21 protein-coding genes and 1 pseudogene are annotated in these 21005 nt (G+C 59.6%); 14 read left to right on the top strand and 8 right to left on the bottom strand.

The window, feature by feature from the left end; genetic code table 11:
• Positions 1-5: 5 nt before the first annotated feature.
• From ATI14_RS26635 to ATI14_RS26625, 3 genes are read left to right on the top strand one after another with little or no spacing between them, the layout of a single operon-like run.
• On the top strand, positions 6-674 hold the full coding sequence (locus ATI14_RS26635) for an RraA family protein (RefSeq protein WP_016972058.1): 669 nt from the start codon (positions 6-8) through the stop codon (positions 672-674).
• Positions 671-1336 carry an RraA family protein gene (locus tag ATI14_RS26630; protein WP_016972059.1) on the top strand — a complete coding sequence of 222 codons (666 nt, stop codon included), beginning with the start codon at positions 671-673 and terminating at the stop codon, positions 1334-1336. Before ATI14_RS26635 ends, ATI14_RS26630 begins: the two co-directional genes overlap by 4 nt.
• Complete coding sequence (locus ATI14_RS26625) at positions 1333-2541, top strand: pyridoxal phosphate-dependent aminotransferase (RefSeq protein WP_016972060.1); 1209 nt, start codon at positions 1333-1335, stop codon at positions 2539-2541. The genes ATI14_RS26630 and ATI14_RS26625 overlap by 4 nt, the downstream gene beginning before the upstream one ends.
• Here ATI14_RS26625 and trhP read toward each other — a convergent pair.
• Positions 2538-3851 (bottom strand): prephenate-dependent tRNA uridine(34) hydroxylase TrhP, encoded by a 1314-nt coding sequence (trhP, locus tag ATI14_RS26620; RefSeq protein ID WP_016972061.1) that lies wholly within the window; start codon positions 3849-3851, stop codon positions 2538-2540. The genes ATI14_RS26625 and trhP overlap by 4 nt on opposite strands.
• A gap of 248 nt (positions 3852-4099) precedes the next feature.
• Between trhP and ATI14_RS26615 the strand changes: the two are divergent.
• Positions 4100-4588, top strand: a pseudogene (locus tag ATI14_RS26615) (thioredoxin family protein); the annotation flags it as partial.
• Positions 4589-4695: 107 nt separating this feature from the next.
• Entirely contained in the window at positions 4696-5763 is a 1068-nt protein-coding gene (locus ATI14_RS26610) for an AI-2E family transporter (RefSeq protein WP_016972063.1), read from the top strand.
• Between the two features lie 10 nt (positions 5764-5773).
• On the opposite strand, the gene ATI14_RS26605 is transcribed toward ATI14_RS26610, so the two are convergent.
• The 3 genes from ATI14_RS26605 to ATI14_RS26595 all read right to left on the bottom strand — a co-directional run bounded on the left by ATI14_RS26605 (position 5774) and on the right by ATI14_RS26595 (position 6831).
• On the bottom strand, positions 5774-5953 hold the full coding sequence (locus ATI14_RS26605) for a hypothetical protein (RefSeq protein ID WP_016972064.1): 180 nt from the start codon (positions 5951-5953) through the stop codon (positions 5774-5776).
• Positions 5954-6047: 94 nt separating this feature from the next.
• Entirely contained in the window at positions 6048-6242 is a 195-nt protein-coding gene (locus ATI14_RS26600) for a hypothetical protein (RefSeq protein WP_016972065.1), read from the bottom strand.
• 235 nt (positions 6243-6477) lie between these two features.
• On the bottom strand, positions 6478-6831 hold the full coding sequence (locus ATI14_RS26595) for a hypothetical protein (protein WP_016972066.1): 354 nt from the start codon (positions 6829-6831) through the stop codon (positions 6478-6480).
• 156 nt (positions 6832-6987) lie between these two features.
• Between ATI14_RS26595 and ATI14_RS26590 the strand changes: the two genes are divergently transcribed.
• The gene (locus ATI14_RS26590) at positions 6988-7806 is read left to right on the top strand and encodes a shikimate 5-dehydrogenase (RefSeq protein ID WP_016972067.1); all 819 of its coding nucleotides are present in this window, start codon (positions 6988-6990) and stop codon (positions 7804-7806) included.
• A gap of 120 nt (positions 7807-7926) precedes the next feature.
• On the opposite strand, the gene ATI14_RS26585 is transcribed toward ATI14_RS26590, so the two are convergent.
• Positions 7927-8574 carry a YceH family protein gene (locus ATI14_RS26585; protein ID WP_016972068.1) on the bottom strand — a complete coding sequence of 216 codons (648 nt, stop codon included), beginning with the start codon at positions 8572-8574 and terminating at the stop codon, positions 7927-7929.
• A gap of 115 nt (positions 8575-8689) precedes the next feature.
• Here ATI14_RS26585 and ATI14_RS26580 point away from each other — a divergent pair, with 115 nt between their 5' ends.
• Positions 8690-9199, top strand: coding sequence for a DUF1993 domain-containing protein (locus ATI14_RS26580; protein ID WP_016972069.1), 510 nt, complete (start codon positions 8690-8692; stop codon positions 9197-9199).
• Positions 9200-9360: 161 nt separating this feature from the next.
• Positions 9361-12570, top strand: a complete 3210-nt coding sequence (locus ATI14_RS26575; RefSeq protein WP_231124366.1) for a hypothetical protein — start codon at positions 9361-9363, stop codon at positions 12568-12570.
• Positions 12571-12628: 58 nt separating this feature from the next.
• Here the strand turns inward: ATI14_RS26575 and sstT are convergent, their stop codons facing one another.
• A complete protein-coding gene (gene sstT, locus ATI14_RS26570) occupies positions 12629-13849 on the bottom strand; it encodes a serine/threonine transporter SstT (RefSeq protein ID WP_016972071.1) in 1221 nt (406 codons plus the stop codon).
• A 241-nt stretch (positions 13850-14090) separates the two neighbouring features.
• Between sstT and ATI14_RS26565 the strand changes: the two genes are divergently transcribed.
• Complete coding sequence (locus ATI14_RS26565; RefSeq protein ID WP_080520460.1) at positions 14091-15212, top strand: MFS transporter; 1122 nt, start codon at positions 14091-14093, stop codon at positions 15210-15212.
• Positions 15213-15251: 39 nt separating this feature from the next.
• Here ATI14_RS26565 and nhaR read toward each other — a convergent pair whose 3' ends face one another.
• Complete coding sequence (gene nhaR / locus ATI14_RS26560) at positions 15252-16154, bottom strand: transcriptional activator NhaR (RefSeq protein ID WP_016972073.1); 903 nt, start codon at positions 16152-16154, stop codon at positions 15252-15254.
• A 134-nt stretch (positions 16155-16288) separates the two neighbouring features.
• Here nhaR and ATI14_RS26555 point away from each other — a divergent pair, with 134 nt between their 5' ends.
• Complete coding sequence (locus tag ATI14_RS26555) at positions 16289-16540, top strand: hypothetical protein (RefSeq protein ID WP_016972074.1); 252 nt, start codon at positions 16289-16291, stop codon at positions 16538-16540.
• A 31-nt stretch (positions 16541-16571) separates the two neighbouring features.
• A complete protein-coding gene (locus ATI14_RS26550; protein WP_016972075.1) occupies positions 16572-17321 on the top strand; it encodes a TerC family protein in 750 nt (249 codons plus the stop codon).
• Positions 17322-17377: 56 nt separating this feature from the next.
• Here ATI14_RS26550 and ATI14_RS26545 read toward each other — a convergent pair whose 3' ends face one another.
• Positions 17378-18079 carry a hypothetical protein gene (locus tag ATI14_RS26545; protein WP_016972076.1) on the bottom strand — a complete coding sequence of 234 codons (702 nt, stop codon included), beginning with the start codon at positions 18077-18079 and terminating at the stop codon, positions 17378-17380.
• A 253-nt stretch (positions 18080-18332) separates the two neighbouring features.
• On the opposite strand from ATI14_RS26545, the gene ATI14_RS26540 reads away from it, so the two are divergent.
• From ATI14_RS26540 to hemB, 3 genes are all read left to right on the top strand, one after another.
• Positions 18333-19031: a glutathione S-transferase N-terminal domain-containing protein gene (locus tag ATI14_RS26540; protein WP_026083363.1), complete on the top strand. Its 699-nt coding sequence runs from the start codon at positions 18333-18335 to the stop codon at positions 19029-19031.
• A gap of 3 nt (positions 19032-19034) precedes the next feature.
• Positions 19035-19877: a PhzF family phenazine biosynthesis protein gene (locus ATI14_RS26535; protein WP_016972078.1), complete on the top strand. Its 843-nt coding sequence runs from the start codon at positions 19035-19037 to the stop codon at positions 19875-19877.
• A 115-nt stretch (positions 19878-19992) separates the two neighbouring features.
• Positions 19993-20967 (top strand): porphobilinogen synthase, encoded by a 975-nt coding sequence (gene hemB, locus ATI14_RS26530; protein ID WP_080520461.1) that lies wholly within the window; start codon positions 19993-19995, stop codon positions 20965-20967.
• Positions 20968-21005: the final 38 nt, after the last annotated feature.

Here is a 21005-nt window from a genome sequence, read left to right as displayed (position 1 = left end):
CCTCAATGCCACTTGCCGACCCGCTTCAGCGCCTGGCTGAACTTGATACCAACACCGTTTCCGATGCGCTGGACTTTCTGCAATTGCCGGGCGCCGTCGTGGGTATTCGTCCGTTGTGGGATTGCCCGAAAGTGGTGGGCCGCGCCAGCACGGTGAAGCTGGCACCCAAAACCGATGCCGCCCCCGGCGTGCACCTGATTTCCCCGGTGATCGACGCCATCACCACCGACGACCGTGTGCTGGTGATCGCCGGTGGTATTGAAGGCATTTCGTGCTGGGGCGACATCATCGCCAATGCCGCCGTGGCCAAGCAGATTCGTGGTTCGGTGATCGACGGCTTCAGCCGCGACATCGACGGCAGCGCCTCCATCGGTTACCCGGTGTACGGCCGTGGCGTGACCATGATCAGCGCGCGCAACCGCGTGGTGCAGGTGGACTCCGGCGTGACCATCAACGTCGGCGGAGTCGCCGTGTCCGAAGACGACTACGTGATCGCCGACCGTTGCGGCAGCGTGTTCATTCCCGCCGCCGTGATCGAACAGGTACTCGACCTGAGCGAGCGCATCGCTGCCCGTGAAGCTGGCATGGTCGATGCCGTGCGCAGCGGCCGCTCGGTCGCCGATGTGATGCATGACAGCCAATTTGAAGCCATCCGCGTGGAGACTGCCCGATGAACCCTGAAGATCAGCAAATCGTCGCCCTGTTTGAAGGCCTGGACACCCCCGGCGTTTCCGACGCCATGGACAAGCTGGGCATTCCCGGCCAGTGCCTGGGCATCGCGCCGCTGGATAACTACCGGGGCACGGTGGTTGGCCCGGCCTTCACCGTGCAATACGTGCCCGCCAACACCCCGCCGGGTTCGGTGGGCGACTTTATCGAAGACGTGCTGCCGGGGGACGTGGTGGTGATCGCCAACGCCGGTCGCACCGACTGCACCGTGTGGGGCGACATCATGACCCAGTACGCCGGCGTGCGCGGCATCGCCGCCACCGTGATCGACGGCGTGTGCCGCGACGTCAGCAAGGCGCTGGGCGACGGTTACCCGATGTTCACCCGTGGCCGTTACATGCGCACCGGCAAGGACCGGGTGGAAGTGCTCGCGGTGAACCAGCCGGTGGCGATAGGCGAGGTTCGCGTGTGTTCGCGGGATATCGTGGTGGCCGACGCCAACGGCGTGCTGGTGGTGCCCCGTGCCCGCGCCGCTGAGGTAGCGCGTGTCGCGCGCCAGATTGAAGATGTGGAATCGCAGATCCGTGCCCAGCTCGAGGCGGGCAAGACCTTAAAGCAGGCTCGCGAATCCCTGGGTTACCACACGTTGCAAAGGAAAGGCTCGTGAACCTTCAACGCCTCAACAAACGCCTGGCCCAGGCTCAGCCTTCGGCCACTTACCGCATCATCGACCGCGTGGCCGAGCGCCGTGCCCAGGGTGCGAAAATCATCTCGCTGTGTGCCGGCGAGCCGGATTTCGACACCCCGGAGCACATTCGCCAGGCCGGTATCGACGCGATCCGCAACGGCCACACGCGGTATACCCAGGTGGCCGGCGTGCGGGCCCTGAGGGAAGCCGTGGCGGAGAAATTCCGCCGGGAAAACGGCCTCGACGTGACCTGGCAGGACACCATTGTCAGTAGCGGCGGCAAACATGTGATCTATAACGCGCTGGCCGCCACCCTGAACGAAGGCGATGAAGTCATCGTGCCCGCGCCGTACTGGGTCAGCTACCCGGAAATGGTCGAGCTGTGCGGCGGCACCTCGAACATCGTGGCCTGCAGCGCCGAGGACGGTTTCAAGCTGACGCCGGCGGCGCTCGCCAAGGCAATCAAGCCGACTACCCGTTGGGTCATCCTCAATTCGCCGTCCAACCCCACGGGCGCCGTGTATAGCCAGCAGGAGCTGCGCGGGTTGGCGGACGTGCTGCTCGACCATCCCCATGTGCTGGTGCTGGCGGACGACATTTACGAACACTTGCTGTTCGACGGCCAAACCTTTCACACGCTGGCGCAAGTCGAGCCGCGCCTGGTGCCGCGCGTACTGACCATGAACGGCGTGTCCAAGGCCTACGCCATGACCGGCTGGCGCATCGGTTTTGCCACCGGGCCGCGCTGGTTGCTGGAAGCCATGGAAAAACTCCAGGGCCAACAGACCTCGGGGGCCAGCGCTATTTCCCAGCAGGCGGCCATGGCCGCGCTGACCGGGCCGCAGGACTTTGTGCACGCGTCGCGGGCGGTGTTTGAAAAGCGCCGTGACTTGGTGGTGTCGTTCCTCAACGCCACGCCGGGGCTGGCATGCATGAACCCGTCCGGTGCGTTCTACGCCTTCGCTTGCTGCGCCGGCTTGCTGGGGCGCACCACGCCGGCGGGCAAACTGCTGCAAACCGACGAAGACGTGGCACTCGCCCTGCTCGACGAGGCCAATGTGGCCGTGGTGCACGGCAGCGCCTTCGGATTGGCGCCGTACCTGCGCATTGCCTATGCCCTGGATGACGATTCGTTGCTGCAGGCCTGTGAGGCGATCCGGCAGTTCTGCGCGGCGACCCGTTAAAGGTCGCGCATCAGTAAGCCAAAGCGCAGGTCCATCGTGGCCGGGAGCGGCACATACACGGTGTGCCCGTCTCCCGGTGCCACCTCGATAGCCTGGTGTTTGGTGTTTTGCAGCGTGTTCAAGTCAAAGTGAAAGTTGCCGCCGGGGGTCATCAACTCCAGATGATCGCCCACGGCAAAGCGGTTTTTCACCTTGACCTCGGCTAACTCACCCCGACGCTCGCCGGTCAACTCCCCGACAAACTGCTGACGCTCGGACACTGAGCTGCCGTTCTGATAGTTCTGGTACTCGTCGTGCACGTGGCGGCGCAGGAAACCTTCGGTGTAGCCGCGTTGCGCCAGGGATTCGAGGTCGGTCATCAGGTTGCGGTCAAACGCGCGGCCGGCCACGGCGTCATCAATGGCCTGGCGATAAACCTGGGTGGTACGCGCGCAATAGAAGTGGGATTTGGTGCGGCCTTCGATCTTCAGCGAATGCACGCCCAGGCGGGTCAGGCGCTCGACGTGTTGCACGGCGCGCAGGTCCTTGGCGTTCATGATGTAGGTGCCGTGCTCGTCTTCGAAGGCGGGCAGGTGTTCGTCGGGGCGGTTGGCTTCCTGCAGCAGAAACACCTGATCGGTGGGCGCGCCGATGCCCAGGGTGGGTTGAACGTGCTGGACGATATCGCCGCTGGCGTTTTCCACCGCAGGCGTGGCCTGGTACTTCCAGCGGCACGCGTTGGTGCACGTGCCCTGGTTGGCGTCGCGCTTGTTCATATAGCCCGAGAGCAGGCAGCGCCCCGAATACGCCATGCACAGGGCGCCGTGCACAAACACTTCCAGTTCCATGGCCGGGGCTTGCTCGCGGATTTCGCCGATCTCTTCCAGTGACAATTCCCGCGACAAAATCACCCGGCAGATCCCTTGCTGCTGCCAGAACTCCACACTGGCCCAGTTCACCGTGTTGGCTTGCACCGACAAGTGAATCGGCATCTGTGGGAAGTGGCGACGCACCAGCATGATCAGGCCCGGGTCGGACATGATCAGCGCGTCCGGGCCCATGGCGATCACGGGCGCCAAGTCCTTGAGGAAGGTTTTCAACTTGGCGTTGTGCGGGGCGATGTTCACCACTACGTAGAAGCGCTTGCCCTGGGCGTGGGCTTCGTGGATGCCGAGCGCCAGGTTGGGGTGGTCGAACTCGTTGTTGCGTACCCGCAGGCTGTAGCGCGGCTGGCCGGCGTAGACCGCATCGGCGCCGTAAGCGAAGGCGTAGCGCATGTTTTTCAGGGTGCCGGCGGGGGCGAGCAATTCGGGGGCGAGGATGGGAGGCATGGGCTCTGGTCGCAAAAGGTCGCGAGGGTAGCCGGGTGTGCGGCGGGGTTTATTGATCCAGATCGTCTTTTGCCGATTTTGTATCGCTGTGTATCGCCAGCGGCTGGTCGACACAGGCGAGATACCTCAGGCGGTTCCAATAGCGGCTCTGCGAAACCCACAAGGTAACCCCCATGCGACCCCTCACGATTTTGCTCGCCAGCCTGCTTCTGATGCTTGCACTGATGTGCGCCCTGGTGGTCTGCCAGCAGACCAAGGCCGACGCGCCGCTGACCCGCCAGGGCGCCATGCCTTCACTGGCAGGGGCGGTGGGCTGGCTTAATTCGCCGCCACTGGGCGTACAGGACCTCAAGGGCAAAGTGGTGTTGGTGGATTTCTGGACCTACGACTGCATCAACTGCCAGCGTGCGTTGCCCTATGTAAAGGAATGGGCCAAGCGCTATGAACAGGAAGGGTTGGTGGTCATCGGCGTGCACACCCCGGAATATGCCTACGAACACGTCACTCGCAATGTTCAGCAACAGGTGCGCAAGCTGGGCATTACCTACCCGGTGGCGATCGACAACAACTACGCGATTTGGCGCAGTTTCGACAACCAGTTCTGGCCCGCTCACTACCTGATCGATGCCCAGGGGCAGGTGCGTTACACCCATTTTGGCGAAGGCCGTTATGACGCCCAGGAGCAGGTCATTCAGAGGCTGTTGGCCGAAGCCAAAGCACAAGCGTCCGGCCCTTGATTGAGGCGGTCTATGCTTGTTCGATAAACCAGGGCACTCCCAGGTTTCGCCGCGGACTAAGCAACAGGGCCTACGAAGGCCCTCTGCTTTTCTGACATGGACCGGACATGAACCAAACCAACCTGCAATTCAAAACCCTGCTGCTGTTGCTCGCCCTGGTGACCGTCGCCTTTATCTGGATATTGCTGCCGTTTTACGGCGCGGTGTTCTGGGCGGTCATCCTCGGCATTATCTTTGCGCCGATGCAACGGCGCCTGCAGCAGCGGTTCGGCTGGAACCGCAACTTCACGTCCCTGGCAACCCTGACGGTGTGTCTGGTGATTGCGATCCTGCCGGTGATCATCACCAGCGTGCTGCTGGTGCAAGAGGGGGCGACGCTCTACAAAAACGTCGAAAGCGGCAAATTGGATGTGGCGGGGTATATCGAACAGTTCAAGAACTTCCTGCCGCCGTACTTCCAGCATCTGCTCGACCGTTTCGGCATGGGCAACCTCGAAGGCCTGCGCGAGAAGATCGTCAAGAGCGCGATGCAGGGCAGCCAGTTCTTCGCCACCCAGGCGTTCAGCTTCGGCCAGGGCACCTTTGATTTTCTGGTGAGCTTTTTCATCATGTTGTATTTGCTGTTTTTCCTGCTGCGCGATGGCCCTGAACTGGTGCGCAAAGTGCGCACGGCGGTGCCGTTGGCTGAGCCGCAGAAGCGCCGCTTGCAGCTCAAGTTCAACCGCGTGGTGCGCGCCACGGTCAAGGGCAATGTGCTGGTGGCCGTGACTCAGGGGGCATTGGGCGGGTTGATTTTCTGGTTTCTGGACATTCCCAGCGCGTTGCTCTGGGCGGTGTTGATGGCGTTTCTGTCGCTGCTGCCGGCGGTGGGGGCGGGGATTGTGTGGGGGCCGGTCGCCGCTTACTTCCTGTTAAGCGGTTCGATCTGGCAGGGTGTGGTGCTGGGTTTGTTCGGTGTGTTCGTGATCGGCCTGGTGGACAACGTGCTGCGCCCGGTGCTGGTGGGCAAGGACACCAAGATGCCGGACTACCTGATCCTGATCTCGACGCTGGGCGGCTTGTCGGTGTTTGGCCTGAACGGGTTTGTCATCGGGCCGCTGGTGGCGGCGTTGTTCATGTCGAGCTGGGCATTGTTCGTGGAGAGCAAGCCACGCACCAAACTGCCATTACCGTAAAACGATGGATTCAGGCTTCAAGCTTGAAGCTGCAGGCCTGAAGCTGCTTTTCTGCTGCTTTTAACGAGGTGAGCGGGCCGCTGATGGCCTCGCCATCGCGTACCAGATACCAGCAGGCCAGCAAGCCATGCTCCCGAAGAGGGGCGGGAACGGCGCTGCCGATGACGGACATGATTTGAACAGTGGGCATAACAAGTACCTCCAATCGCTATGGAGGTCACCTTACGGGCCGGCGGCCTTCAGGAAAAATCATCCGTCTCGATAGTCGACATTAACGGCACGCGTCAATCCACCACCTGATCGAGCATGATCACCACTTCCTGTTCGCTGAGCAGGCCCTTGCGCACCAGGTTTTCCGCGAGTAAGGCCAGGAATTTCGCGCTGCGGTGGCCCTCCAGGGCCTTGAGTTCAGTCAGGGCGCTATAGACTTTGCTGGACGTGCACAGGCCAGCGGTGCGGTGCGGGTTTTGCGTGGGCATGGTCGATCGTCCTTAATTGTTATTGGGTGGACAAAGGTCAATAGTGAGTCTGTTTCGTGACGTAAACATGACAGGATGACCCTCGGCCGAGCAAGTAGACATTGGACTGTCATGATGTGGGATTAGCGCCCGTGCATTGTCCTCACAGCGACCTCGGCGGCTTGAATCCGGACCTTGCAGGCAAAAAAAGGCCCCGCGTGTGGGCGAGGCCTGGTCCTGTCATTTCAACTGTGTGTTACCAGCCGCGGCCGTAATAGCCGTGGGGAGGGCCGTAGTAACCGCGCGGTGGGCCGTAATACACCGGCGCCGGGCGGTAATAAACCTGTTGTTGCACATACACCGGCGGTGGGGGCGCGTAGTAAACCGGCGGAGGCGCGGCATAGACCGGTTGCGGCTGGACGTACACCGGTTGCTGCACGTAGACCGGCTGCGACTGGCTGGCGACTACGGAGCCGACAACGGCTGCGCCGATCAAACCACCCAATATGGCCGGGCCACCCCAACCACCACCGTGGGCGGAGGCTTGGCCTGCCATAGCGAGTGCGCCGATCAGCAAGGCGATTTTGGGGAGTTTACGAATCATGGTCATTCCTCGGTTAGCCCCTGCGCTTGTGGTCTGCAATCAATAGACTCAAGGATTGTCGCGGGGATACTTTTAAGACAACGTATTTCTGAAAAACAGCACAGCCGATAGGTAAAGGTTGTGTAAGGTCTGTACCGAATTGCTTACTCAAAGGAGTTTTCCATGCAGATGCACCCCAACAAGGACACTCAACTGTGCATGTCATTGTCGGCGCGCCCCGGTAATTTTGGCTTGCGGTTTCATAACCATCTGTACGAGCAGTTGGGTCTGAACTTCTACTATAAAGCGTTCAGCAGCCAGGATTTGCCCGGCGCGATCGGTGGTATCCGGGCGCTGGGGGTTCGCGGCTGCGGCGTTTCCATGCCCTTCAAGGAGGCTGCCATTGCTTTGGTGGACGAACTGGACGATTCGGTTCAAGCCATTAATTCCTTGAATACCATCGTCAACACCGATGGCCATCTCAAGGCCTACAACACGGACTACATTGCCGTCGAACAATTGCTGAAAAAGCACGCCGTGCCGAAAGACTCCACCTTCGCCCTGCGCGGCAGCGGCGGCATGGGCAAGGCCGTGGCCAGTGCCTTGCGTGACGGCGGTTATGCCAACGGCGTGATTGTGGCGCGCAATGAAGCCTCGGGCCGGGCGTTGGCACACAGCCTTGGGTATGAGTGGCAGGCTGAGTTGGGTGATTTACGCCCGCAGATGCTGGTCAACGTCACGCCGATCGGCATGACTGGAGGGCCGGAAGCGGATCAACTGGCGTTTGACGCCGAGGCGGTCGATGCCGCGGACACTGTCTTCGATGTAGTGGCAATCCCCGCCGAAACCCCGTTGATCGTACGCGGTCGCGCCAAGGGCAAACGCGTGATCACCGGGCTGGAAGTGATCGCGATTCAGGCGTTGGAGCAGTTTGTGCTGTACACCGGCGTAAGGCCGACGGATGAGCAGTTTCAGAAAGCAGTCGAGTTCGCACGTAGCTAAATCACTGCACGGTTCCAAATGTGGGAACGGGCTTGCCCGTGATGGCGGTGTGCCATTCACCGATAGTTGATCTGGTACACCGCTATCGCAGGCAAGCCAGCTCCCACAGGTTTGACCGTGTTATGCCTGTTCCAGCTGCGCCAATCGCTCTTCCAGCGCAGCAATTCGGGCTTCCAGCTCTTCAATCTTGTCTGCAGAAACCCCGGCACCGCGCTCTACCGGATTCCCGCGCGCCGATAAAATGGCTTCGATATCCGCCGGATCACCCAGCGCATGGGTATACCGGTCTTCCCGCTGCCCGGCCTGACGCGGCACCAGCAGCGCCAGCCCGCGTGCAATCAATCGCTCCAGTTGGTGCACCACCTGTTCGGCATCTTCAAAGTCATGCATGCGCCCGCTGCGGGTGAGCAATTCATTGACGGTCTGCGGCCCGCGCAGAAACAGCAGCCCTATCAGAATCACCTGGGCCGGCACCAGTTCCAGCGCCTTGTCCACACGATGCTCCCAACGGTCGGCCCGGCTGCCCATCACCAGCCGGGTAAAACCCTGGCCTTCGAGTGCACGCAGGCTCTGGCCGACCTGGCCCTGGCTGAGGTTGGTGACCGGTTCGCGGCTGGTCTTCTGGTTGCAGGCCAGCACCAGCGCGTTGAGGGTGAGGGGGTAGGTTTCCGGGTTGGTGGCCTGTTTTTCGATCAGGCAGCCCAGAATGCGGATTTCCGTGCTGTTCAGGCGCGGCTCAGGGGTGTCGGTGTCGTGCTCGGCGGTCATCGCGCTTTCCCTATGCAGTGAAGTGCCTAGCCTAATCCTGAAAAAATAAAAGACAAGCGACCGGCAGGTCTATAATCGCGGCTGGTTCCAACCCTGCCATCACCGTGAGACTGTCATGACTATTTCCCTGTACGCCGCTTCCATCCCGGTCTTCAAGCAAATGCTCACCGCCCTGAGCGATGTGCTGAACAAGGCCGAAGCCCACGCCACCGCCAAAAACATCGAGCCAAACGCCTTGCTGCAAGCGCGTCTGTTTCCGGACATGTTCCAGTTGGTGCGCCAGGTACAGATCGCCGTCGACTTCGCCAAGGGTGTGTCCGCACGCCTGGCCGAGATCGAAGTGCCGAAATATGAAGATAAAGAAGTCACCTTCGCCGACCTGCAAGCGCTGATCGCCAAGGTGCTGGCTTTCGTCGATACCATCCAGCCCGAGCAAGTCGACGGCAAGGAAGGCATCGAAATCATCACCCGCCCAGGCACTCCCAAAGAAAAGCGCTTCAGCGGCCAATCCTACCTGCTGACCTACGGCCTGCCGCAATTCTTCTTCCACGTCACCACGGCTTACGCACTGCTGCGCCATAACGGCGTGGAAGTGGGCAAGCGTGATTACATGGGCGCTTTCTAAGCTCGCGACGGCTCTTGCAGCCCGGGTCGGTTCATGAATGAACCCCCGGGCTTTTTTACGCCCGTTTTTTTGTTACATGAACCGGCGGAATCAAGTGCGTCAGATAACTCAATAAGAGGGTCGGATCAGTCCTGTTTGTCAAAGCCTTGGAGGCTAACTGTTTGAATATCTCGCCCGTTTTCGTAATCAAGGAAAACCCTAATTCCGGCTTGATGCCCGATTTGCCCAATGCGGCAAAGCTCACTCGGCCCCGGCGCGAAGTGTCAAGCGATGAGTCCGTGCCTTCGCGGTCTGCACGCGAAGAAGGCAACCGTGAACTGGCAGTCCGGTATGCCGAAGCGCTTGAAAGTCATTCTGACCCCTACGCTGCGGTTATCTCGAACATACCGTCCGACTCAACGTTTGGCCAATGGCGATCACAGTTACGCAGCGCACTTGAAGACAAGGACTTCCAGGAGTGGCTTCGCAAGGAAGGATATGACCCGTCCAGCCTCGAAATTTTTCCGCAGCAAGGGACTCTGAGTGTGCGAAATCCCAAGGGGCTTACACAGTTCAGCTTGAAGGATTATTCCGCTTGGGCAATGTTCGCCGACCCCATTTTGACCGCTGCCAAAGCCTATGCTCCCGACGGTATTACCCATTCGGCACTGTACGCCGACAGTGTGCCACTCAGTCAGGTCGCACAATTTCACGCAGAGGAGATTCATAGCGATTCGACCCGCAATCGACAACGGGCTCAAGCGGTGAAGCAGGACAACGCGTTGACAACGGCGGGCGCAGGTGTCGAACGGTCTGAAGAGAGGCTGGAGGCTCAAAAAGCGCTGCTCGGCAATAAGCGCGACTTGCACACGTTCAGGGACGCATTGATCCGCGCCTTGGTGGATGTTGGAGATTATTTGAAACAACAGTCGGCATTGCATGCTTACCACCACCGAAACTCACCCGTCCCCCCTCCCTACGATGCGGGCGCAGGGTTGCAGTCTTATCTGCGATCGCAACAGATCAGACTGGATCCTGACTCCGGTTTTCACCTGGGCAGCGAGCCCATGGCCGGCAAGTCCGTCAACCTGTTGCAGTTCATGACCGGCAACGGATGGGAGCATCCGGCCAATGAAGACGAACTCGATAACATGGGGAGGGAGTTGTTCCGTGCTGTGGAACCCCGTCAACACCTGGGTGATCTTGGTGGCGGGTTGTCTTGGCCTGTTCCGCCCGATACGCAAATGCAACAGGATATCTACGACGCCGTTTCTTTCAACGCGTTGCAATTGCCTGAGTTCGAAAAGCTCAGGCTGAGCCAAAACGCCTTTGGTTACCTGGCTCAAACCGTGGACTGGACCCAAGAGGAACTGAATAATCCCCGGCAGGCGATCGTTAAGCTGCTGAACAGCCCCGTCGCAAAAAAATTGGGCGAAGTGCTGCGCGACGAGTTTGACGGCGCGGGGAGTGGTGATGATTGGGTACTGATGGCACTGCAGGTAGGTCTTAACCGTGACGCAGTGTTAAAGCCTGACGAAAAGAACAAAGTGGCCGGGTTTGATTTGTCGGCACGGGAGCACTGGGGCAAGCCGCTGTCCTCCGTCGTGGCAGGGCTAAACCGGCATCTGAGCAAATCCTATGGCCACAATGCCCCGATTGCAGCCTACCTGCTGCTGTCACACCACGCCCCGGAATTGTTGGTCAAGCACCTGCCGGATCATGTGACCTATGGCTCACCAGCCTGGGTCAGCCTGAAGTCTATCGTCGCCAAGGCCGAAATGCGTACACCTGGGCTTGCCGTGACCAAGGCCTATGAGCAACTGTTGAAAGAAGACCTCAAACCCATTACCGCCGCCGAAAAGGAAGTTGAAACCCAGGCAGGTCGGGAAGGCTTGATTCATTGGGCAGTAGCCGATGGTGCCATTGAAAAGCGAGCTGATAACAACTACACCGCAGAAGAAATCGAGCGTGCCGCAGTGCTCGCCGGTGAGCGTTTCGATACGTTGGAGACTGCCTCGCGAGCGCAACGTGCGACGGTTCCCAGTCGTAAGGCGTTGGCGCTCAACCTATTGAAAGAGCATTTGACCAAGACGCTGGGCAACATCGACTTTGAGAGAAAATTTCTCGAGCCTTCCGAACTGCACAATAACTTGAAAGGCCCGTATTCGATACTCGATATCTATCTAAGCCCGCAGTCGCAGACGGTATGGGTCTCCAACGATCCCGCCGTCGACGTTGGCTCGATATCTCACACACTTCGTTCATTGCCACCTGTTAACGAGCTGTTTGAAAAAAACGTCACGGAGTTTGCCGACGGGTTCAAGGGTGCGTTGGAGGTTTCCGTTAAAAACATGATGTCGACGTTGCCTGTGAGCGATAAGGAGGCGCTGGAAAAAGGTGAATTGAAGTTCTATACCCAGGAACGTTTCACACGTACTACTCGGTACTCGGGGTCTTCAAGAATCTCGAGCGCCTCGCACAGCGATACAGTTGACAACAAAGCGGTATTGATCGAGTCGATGCACCAGGGCAAGCGAAGAATCTACGAAGTAAACACCCAGCGTGGCACCCTTCATGAGCGAGCCGATTTGACTGAAGGGGTGAAGGTGGGGCTAGGCGAATGGCAATCTTCAGGGTCGAAGAATCCGATGATTAGTATCCGCTCCAACATCAGGGTCTCTGAAGTCAAGACCGAGGCCGCCCAGCCCGCCACGAGGCCTGATATCTCCTCCCTGGTTCAAACGTTCAATTCCCCAAGAACGCAGTTCATTGCCGATACCGTCGCCAATCAAATGTTTACGCGCGACGAGCGCGAAACATTGATCCGGAACGCCAGAGGCGTCACCACTTTCGATACCGAAGTGACGGTGTTCGAGCAAATTCAGGCGGTGGCCCGAGCATTGATCCTTTTTGCGTCCGCGATCCACAGCTTTGAGCAGGGTAAGGTAGGCGAAGGACTGGTGTTCCTGGCGTTCGATGTCTTCGGGTTTGTGGTGGGCGGTGCGGGTGCCGTCAGTAGAATCTCCAAGGTCGTGAAAGTCGGCGGTTCGGCAGGAGGCAAAGCGGGCAGGCTGGCGCGAGGTTTGCTGAGTGCCGCCAACCCGTTCGCAGGTGGCAAGGCCATCGTCACCCGAGGGTTGCCACTGCACTGGTCGGCACTGGGCAAAGGAACGTTTTCATGGAAAGTCATTTCGACCAACCGCAGTGTTGATCGGGTGTATCAGAGTAAACCCAAAGACGTTGTGGCTGGCACCGACGGCAGTACCGGCGGGGTGCAAGTTTTGGCTCAACAAGATCCGCTCACCCAAAACTGGTACCGGTATGACCTGAAGACCCATAAGCGGTATGGCACGCCGCTTGAGGCGTTCGAGGTCGAAAGCGCTGCGGCTTGAGACGATATTCGCTCATATCTGTATGGCCCGACTCCTTGGACTCGGGCCTTTTTACAGGTCAGTGCGTCTGCGGGCCTTTGTCCAGGCAAGCTGCCGCCGTAAATATGACGTCGGTGGACGAATTCAGCGCCGTTTCGGCCGAGTCCTGCAGCACACCGATAATGAAACCGACGGCCACCACCTGCATGGCGATTTCACTGGGAATACCGAACAGGCTGCACGCCAGCGGAATCAGCAGCAGCGAACCACCCGCCACCCCGGAGGCACCGCAGGCACAGATGGCCGCGACCACGCTGAGCAGCACGGCGGTGGGCAGGTCCACGCTGATGCCCAGCGTATGCACGGCCGCCAGGGTCAGCACGGTGATGGTGATCGCCGCGCCGGCCATGTTGATGGTGGCGCCAAGCGGGATCGATACCGAATAGGTGTCTTCATGCAGACCCAGGCGTTTGCTCAGCGCCAGGTTGACCGGGATATTCGCCGCCGAGCTGCGGGTAAAGAACGCGGTGATGCCACTTTCACGCAGGCACATCAACACCAGCGGGTAGGGGTTGCGGCGCAGTTTCCAGAAGACGATGGCCGGGTTCATCACCAGCGCCACGAACAGCATGCAACCGAGCAGCACCAGCAGCAGGTGCATGTAGCCGAGCAGGGCGCCGAAGCCGGACGTGGCCAGGGTCGAAGCCACCAGGCCGAAGATGCCCAGGGGCGCAAAGCGGATGACCACGCGCACGATCAGCGTCACGCCGTTGGACAGGTCATCGAGCACCGTGCGCGTGGTCTCACCGGCATGGCGAATGGCAACACCCATGCCGATGGCCCAGGCCAGAATGCCGATAAAGTTGGCATTCACCAGCGCATTGACGGGGTTGTCGACCACGCTGAGCAGCAGGCTTTGCAGGACTTCGCCAATCCCGCCGGGGGCGGTGATGGTGGCGTCGTGGGTGGCGAGCACCAGCGTCGAGGGGAACAGCATGCTGGCAACCACCGCAACGACGGCGGCGGCGAAGGTGCCCAGCAGGTAAAGGAACAGGATCGGTTTGATGTGAGTTTGCTGGCCGTGCTTGTGGTTGGCGATTGACGCCATCACCAGCACAAACACCAGAATTGGCGCCACGCCTTTGAGCGCGGCGACAAACACCTTGCCGATAAACCCGGTGGCCTTGGCCGCTTCGGGTAACAGCAGGGCAAGCAGAATGCCGGCGATCAGGCCAATGATGATTTGCGTGACCAGGCTGACGCGTGTCAGGCGTTGAAAGAGGGAAGGGGCAGCAGTCATAAACAGGTGTCTCTGGTTTTTTTGGTAGAGCGCAACAGTGCAGGCAGAAGGCGCTTTGGGGAGCAGGCGCAAAGTCTAACATGCTGTAGGAAGTGTCCCGTTTGGTGCGGCATTCCGTCACCCGCGTTTGTAGGCTTTGGCCAAAGCCGGACACACTCTGTTAAGATTCCTGCCTCTCATCTTTCCTGTTCGTCAGCGGGCCCCTCGGGCAATCGTTGATGTCGTCGTTTGCGGAGTTTTTATGTTGTTCCCCATCCTGCTGCTGTCGGCCGCCGGTTTTACCGTGCTGACCACAGAGTTCGTCATCGTCGGCCTGTTGCCGTCGATCGCCCGGGACCTGAATGTCAGCGTGTCCCAAGCCGGGTTGCTGGTGACGTTGTTCGCCTTTACCGTGGCCGCCTTCGGCCCTTTTCTGACAGCGTACTTCGCGCGTTTCCCACGCAAGCGCCTGTTCATCTCCATTCTGATCATGTTCGGCGTGGCCAATACGGTGGCGGCACTGGCGCCGAATATCTGGGTGATGGCCTTGGCTCGCTTGATTCCGGCTCTGGGTCTGCCGGTGTTCTGGGCGTTGGCCAGTGAGACGGCAGTGGATATCGTCGGCCCGGAATATGCCGGGCGTGCCATCGAGAAGATCGGCTTTGGCATTGTCTGCGCTACGGTGTTTGGCATTCCGGTGGGCACGCTGATCTCCGACCTGTTCGGCTGGCGCACCGCATTTGCCATCTTGGCGGTGGTGGCCCTCGCCAAGGCGTTGCTGCTGTTGATCTACCTGCCGGTGACAACGCCGAAAAATGATCAAGTGACGCTGCGTGCGCAATTCAAGATCCTGCGCAACCCGCTGATGCAAGGTCATATTCTGCTGTCGATCCTGGTGTTCAGCGGCATGTTCACGGCCTACACCTATTTGGCAGATATCCTTGAGCGCCTGGCCGGTTTCGACGGCACGCTGGTGGGCTGGTGCCTGATGGGCTTTGGCGCCGTCGGCCTGATCGGCAACTCCCTCGGCGGGCGTGCGGTGGATCGCCATCCGTTGATGGCGTCCATGGTGTTTTGCGGGTTCATGATCGCAGGCATGGTGGCACTGGTGCCGGCGATTCACTCTACGATCGGCCTGGCGGCGGCCATGGCTGTGTGGGGTGTGACCCAGGCGGCGCTGTTCCTGGTCAGCCATGTGCGTCTGATGAAAGCAGCACCTCACGCGCCGGCATTCGCGGCATCGCTGAACATTGCCGGCGGCAACCTGGGGATTGGCTTGGGCGCCCTGGTGGGCGGGCATGTGATCGACACGCTCGGCCTGGGCAGCCTGGGGTTTGCGGCGTCCGGATTCATTCTGGTGGCAATTCTGCTGGCGCTGTGCTGATGACCGCCAAGCAACCGGTCGCGCCCAGCGCCTGAGCCGTCAGGGCAGGGTGGTAAACAGTTCCCGTCGAGCCCCTTCGGTAATCGCCACGATGCCCGGGTGCTTGACCTTGCGTTCCACCGAGATCGCATAGAACGACTCGGTGACTGCATCGGTCTGGCCAATCAGCACCACGCCGTACTGGCGCACCACTTCATCAGCGATCACGCTGGGGGCGATGAAGACCCCGCTGCCGGACTGGCCGAATGCCTGCATCAAGGCACTGTCGTCGAACTCGCCGATGATCTTTGGCTGAATCTGCTGCTCGGCAAACCAGCGCTGCAAACGGCTGCGCACCACCGTTTCTGCTCCCGGAATCAACAGCGGCGCACCCTGCAAACATTGTGGGAAGTTGCCTTTGTATCTGTCAGCCAATGCTTGAGTGGCGAAGAAGCTGATACCGCATTCCCCCAGCTTCTGGCTGTAGCCTTTGATGTCCAGGTGCGTAGGCATCGGGCTGTCCGAGATCACCAGGTCCAGGCGCTGGATCGCAAGATCCGCCAGCAGGCGTTCGAGTTTGTCTTCGCGGCAGGTGATCCGGATCGGTTCGCTTAACTCCATGGTCGGCGCAATCAATCGATAGACGATGGATTTGGGCACCACATCCGCTACGCCGACCCGGAACAGGATCTGCTGTTCGTCGGGTTGCGCACGCAGCATCGCCTCCAATTCGTTGCCGGTCTGGAACATCTGCTCTGCATAGGGCAAGGCCTGACGCCCGGCTTCGGTCAGTTCAAGCTGGCGCCCTACACGTTGGAACAGTGCAATGCCGTAGGTTTGCTCCAGCAGGCTGATCTGCCCACTGATGGTCTGGGGGGTGAGGTTCAATTGCTCACAGGCGCGCACGATGCTGCCCGTCTTGGCGACCACCCAAAAGTAATGCAGTTGTCGATAATTGAGCATGACCGTCTACACTTCGTAAAAATCGAAGTATACGCGAGAAAAATACGAATTTTCCTGAACTGTTCGCCTGCATAGAATGCCTCGCTATCGAGGGGCCACTATTTGGACCCAAAGGTTCTAACGAGGAAGACATCATGAAACTCAATTCCCTGGGCGCGGCCTCGCTGCTTGCGCTTTCATTAGTGATGATCAGTGGTTGTGATCAGGTGGAAAAAAGCGCGCAACAAGTGTTGGGCAAGGCCACCGAGTCGGCCAAACAGGCCATCGATGACACGCACAAGGCTGCCGAGCAGGCATTGAGTGAAGCGACCCAGGGTCTGATAAACCCTGAGAAGAAGGACGAAGAAGCCGGCAACGCCTCTGAATCCGACACCAAAGAAACCTAATTCCCAAGCATCACCACGTCAGGACTGACCTATGGACTACCTTTTACAACTGGCCGCCAGCCCCACCGCGTGGATTGCCCTGGCGACCTTGATCGTCATGGAAATCGTGCTGGGCATCGACAACCTGATCTTTATCTCGATCCTCACCAACAAATTGCCTGAAAAGCACCGGGCCAAGGCACGGCGCATCGGTATCAGCATGGCGTTGGTCCTGCGTCTGGGCCTGTTGAGTACCATCGCGTTCATCGTGCAACTGACGGCGCCGGTGTTTGAAGTCTTCGGCCAGGCGTTTTCGTGGAAAGACATGATCCTGATCGCCGGCGGCCTGTTCCTGGTGTGGAAGGCGACCACTGAAATTCATCACAGCATGGACCCGGAGCCTGAAGAGAAGGCAAGTGTCAGCAATACCGTCACCATCGGCTTTGCTGCGGCGATTGGTCAGATTCTGTTGCTCGACCTGGTGTTCTCCATCGACAGCATCATCACTGCCGTGGGCATGACGGAACACTTGCCGATCATGATCATCGCCGTGGTGGTCTCGGTCATCGTGATGCTGGTAGCGGCTGAGCCACTGGCCAAGTTCATCCACGATAACCCGACCGTGGTAATGCTGGCCCTGGGCTTCCTGATCATGATCGGCATGACGTTGATCGCCGAAGGCTTCGGTGCCCATGTGCCAAAAGGCTACGTGTATGCGGCGATGGCGTTCTCGGCAGCGATCGAGTGCCTGAACATCGCGCGACGCAATCGTCACCAGCGTTTGCTGGCTGCCAGGCAGTAACGGCAGAAACCAAAAGGCCGGCTGTGCTTTCCCGAGCACAGCCGGCCTTTGTTGTTTCAGATATCTGAACTGACTTGGGTCGCGTCGGGGCAGGTCTGCTGACCGTTGTCCAGGCCCTGCTTGTAGTTGCGGCTCAGCAGCGAAGCCTTGCCGTCGTGCCAGGTCAGCGTCAGCACATACAGCGAATCGTAGTCACTGCCGGACCAGTCGTCGGTAATGGTGTGCTTCTCGCCGGATGCTTCACTGGCTACCTTGTTGATCAGTTCCGGCAAGTAACCATGAGACCAAGCGGTGTAGATGGTTGCGTTGTGGTACTTGTCTTCGACCAGTTCGTCAGCGAGGGCGCTGGTGTCGTTGGCGGAGAAGTTGATGTTCACCGGCAGGCCGAGCTTGATTGCACTGGGGCTGATGGTCATCAGTGGGCGAATGTAGCTGTAGGAATTGTCGTGCTCACCTTCCTCGACATTGCGCGTAGGGTTCGCGGCAAACACGTAGTTGGCCTTGCCGAATTTTTCCGGCAACACAGTGGCCAGGTTCATCGCGCGGTTCAGGCCCTGACAGTTCAGTTGGCCCAGGCCGCCGACAGGTTTCTCACCGTGGCGCAGGAATACCAGGGTTTGCACGCCGTCTACCGGCCCGGCGCTGCTGGTGCGCGCTTCGAGGGTCAGTCCGATTGCGCCGCCGACCAGTAGCACCGGCAAAAGGATGTAGGAATAGCGTTTGAGTCGTTGCGCAAGGCACAGAGGCTTGATCGTCATTATAGGTTCGAGTCTTCGTGCTTCGAGTGAGGGCGGACAGGCCCGGCCCCAGTGACGCTTGCTGCGTCCTGTGGTTTTCCGTGTCGTTGTAACCAGGTGTCTCCTTTCACCGTAATAACGCACTTAAGAGTCCACATTGGCTCTTTGGTTCGCCTGCGCGGCACATTAGCGCAGCCATGTTGCGTATTGATGACCCATGCAGGACGCCGGGCAGGTGGCTATGATGGTGGCTTTATGCTCAGGGGACTTTCCGATGAACGCACTCGCAGCCTTCCCGATTAACAGCAAATGGCCCGCCCAGCACCCGGAGCGTTTGCAGCTGTATTCGTTGCCTACGCCGAACGGTGTCAAAGTCTCGATCATGCTTGAGGAGCTGGGCCTGCCTTACGAGGCACACAAGGTCAGTTTCGAGACTCAGGACCAATTGTCCCCGGAGTTTTTGTCGTTGAACCCCAACAACAAAATCCCCGCGATCATTGACCCGAATGGTCCGAGCGGCCAGCCTCTGGCGTTGTTTGAGTCCGGAGCGATCCTGATTTATCTGGCGGAAAAAACCAGCCAGTTGCTCCCTGAAGATCCTGCATCTCGCTACGAGACCCTGCAGTGGCTGATGTTCCAGATGGCCGGTATCGGCCCGATGTTCGGCCAGGTGGGGTTTTTCAACAAGTTTGCCGGCAAGGCCTACGAGGATAAGCGCCCGCGCGACCGCTATGTGGCCGAGTCCCGACGTTTGCTGGAAGTGCTGGAAAAGCGTCTTTTGGGCCGCACCTGGATCATGGGCGACGATTACAGCATCGCCGACATCGCGACGTTCCCGTGGATTCGCAACCTGATCGGATTTTACGAGTCCGGTGATCTGGTGGGCATTGCCGACTTCCCTAACGTGCTGCGCGTGCTGGACAGTTTTGTCGCACGCCCGGCGGTGATTCGTGGCTTGAGTATTCCGGGTTAACGCATGTCGACTTTCGATTTCAAGCAACTGGATGTTTTCAGCTCCGTCGCGCTTAAGGGCAACCCGCTGGCGGTGGTGCTTGGCGCGGACCGCCTGAACGATCAGCAAATGGCCGACTTCGCCAATTGGACCAACCTCAGTGAAACCACGTTTTTGCTGACGCCACGTGATCCGCGGGCCGACTACCGGGTACGAATTTTCACCACGCTTAAAGAACTGCCATTCGCCGGGCATCCGACACTGGGCAGTTGCCAGGCCTGGTTGCAAGCCGGAGGCGTGCCCAAAGGTGACGAGATTATTCAGGAGTGTGAAATCGGTTTGGTGCGCATCCGTCGCCAAGGCGAGCAATTGGCATTTATAGCGCCACCTTTATTGCGTTCCGGTGCGGTGGAGGCGCCGTTGCTGGAACGCGTGCGCCTGGCGTTGGGCTTGCCGCCCGAAGCCATTGTGCGGAGCCAGTGGGTCGACAATGGTGCGGGTTGGCTGGCGTTGATGCTCACGGATCGTGAGTGCGTGCTGGGAGTACGTCCCGATTACTCGCAACTGCACGGTTTGGCCGTGGGCGTGATCGCCCCGTGTGATCCGGCCCGTGACGGTGTGGATACGCACTTTGAAGTCCGCGCTTTCATCGCCGGTGATGGCGCCCAGGAAGACCCCGCCACCGGTAGCCTGAATGCCGGTATCGCCCAATGGTTGCTGGCGCAGGGCCTGGCACCCGACCGCTATGTGGTCAGCCAGGGCACGGCGATTGGACGAGCGGGGCGCCTGCACGTCGAGCGTCAAGGCGATGAAATCTGGATAGGTGGCGCGGTGGCGATGTGCATCGAAGGGCGTGTACAGCTCTAGATCAATGAATTGTTACGAGCTGCGCAATACACTGTTGGCCCCCTGGCGTTTGTGCTGTGTGGGCCGGTGGGCATAAGCTTTCGCCCCAAATATTTTCCCATTTTCCAGGACCGCCATGACCAGCCAGTTCCCTCAAGCCCGACCACGCCGCCTGCGCCGCTCCCCGGAGCTGCGGGGCCTGTTTCAGGAAACCGAATTTACCCTCAACGACCTGGTACTGCCGATTTTTGTCGAAGAAGAAATCGATGATTTCGTGCCGATCACCAGCATGCCCGGCGTGCAGCGAATTCCTGAAAAGAAACTGGCCGCAGAGATCGAGCGCTACGCCCGCGCCGGCATCAAATCGGTGATGACCTTTGGTGTGTCCCACCACCTGGACGCCAGTGGCAGTGACACCTGGAAAGAACGTGGCCTGGTTTCGCGCATGTCCTCGATCATCAAGGACGCCGTGCCGGAAATGATCGTGATGTCCGACACCTGCTTTTGCGAATACACCGATCACGGCCACTGTGGCGTGATGCACGGCGCCCATGTCGACAATGACGCCACGTTGATCAACCTCGGCAAACAAGCCGTGGCAGCCGCCCGCGCCGGTGCCGACGTGATCGCGCCTTCGGCCGCCATGGACGGCCAGGTCCAGGCAATCCGGCGCGCTCTGGATGATGCCGGCTTCACCCATATTCCGATCATGGCCTACTCCACCAAATTCGCCTCGGCCCTCTACGGCCCGTTCCGCGAAGCCGGCGGCAGCGCCCTGAAGGGCGACCGCAAAAGCTACCAGATGAACCCGATGAACCGCCGCGAAGCCGTGCGCGAATCCTTGCTCGACGAACAGGAAGGCGCCGATGCGCTGATGGTCAAGCCGGCCGGTGCTTACCTCGACATCATCCGCGATATTCGTGAGGCTTCGCGCCTGCCGGTGGCGGCGTATCAGGTCAGTGGTGAATACGCGATGATCAAGTTCGGCGCCCAGGCGGGAGCGATTGATGAGGCCCGGGTAGTGCGTGAGACGTTGGGGTCGATCAAGCGTGCGGGTGCGGATTTGATTTTTACGTACTTTGCGATGGATTTGGCGGTGGCGGGGATTTGATTGAGCCCTGCTCGCTTTGGGGCTGTTGAGCAGTCCGA

Origin of the sequence: Pseudomonas tolaasii NCPPB 2192, assembly GCF_002813445.1 — a bacterium.
Classification (GTDB): domain Bacteria; phylum Pseudomonadota; class Gammaproteobacteria; order Pseudomonadales; family Pseudomonadaceae; genus Aquipseudomonas; species Aquipseudomonas tolaasii.
Note: the sequence above shows the minus strand (reverse complement) of the source record. Positions and strands in the feature narration are given on the sequence as shown.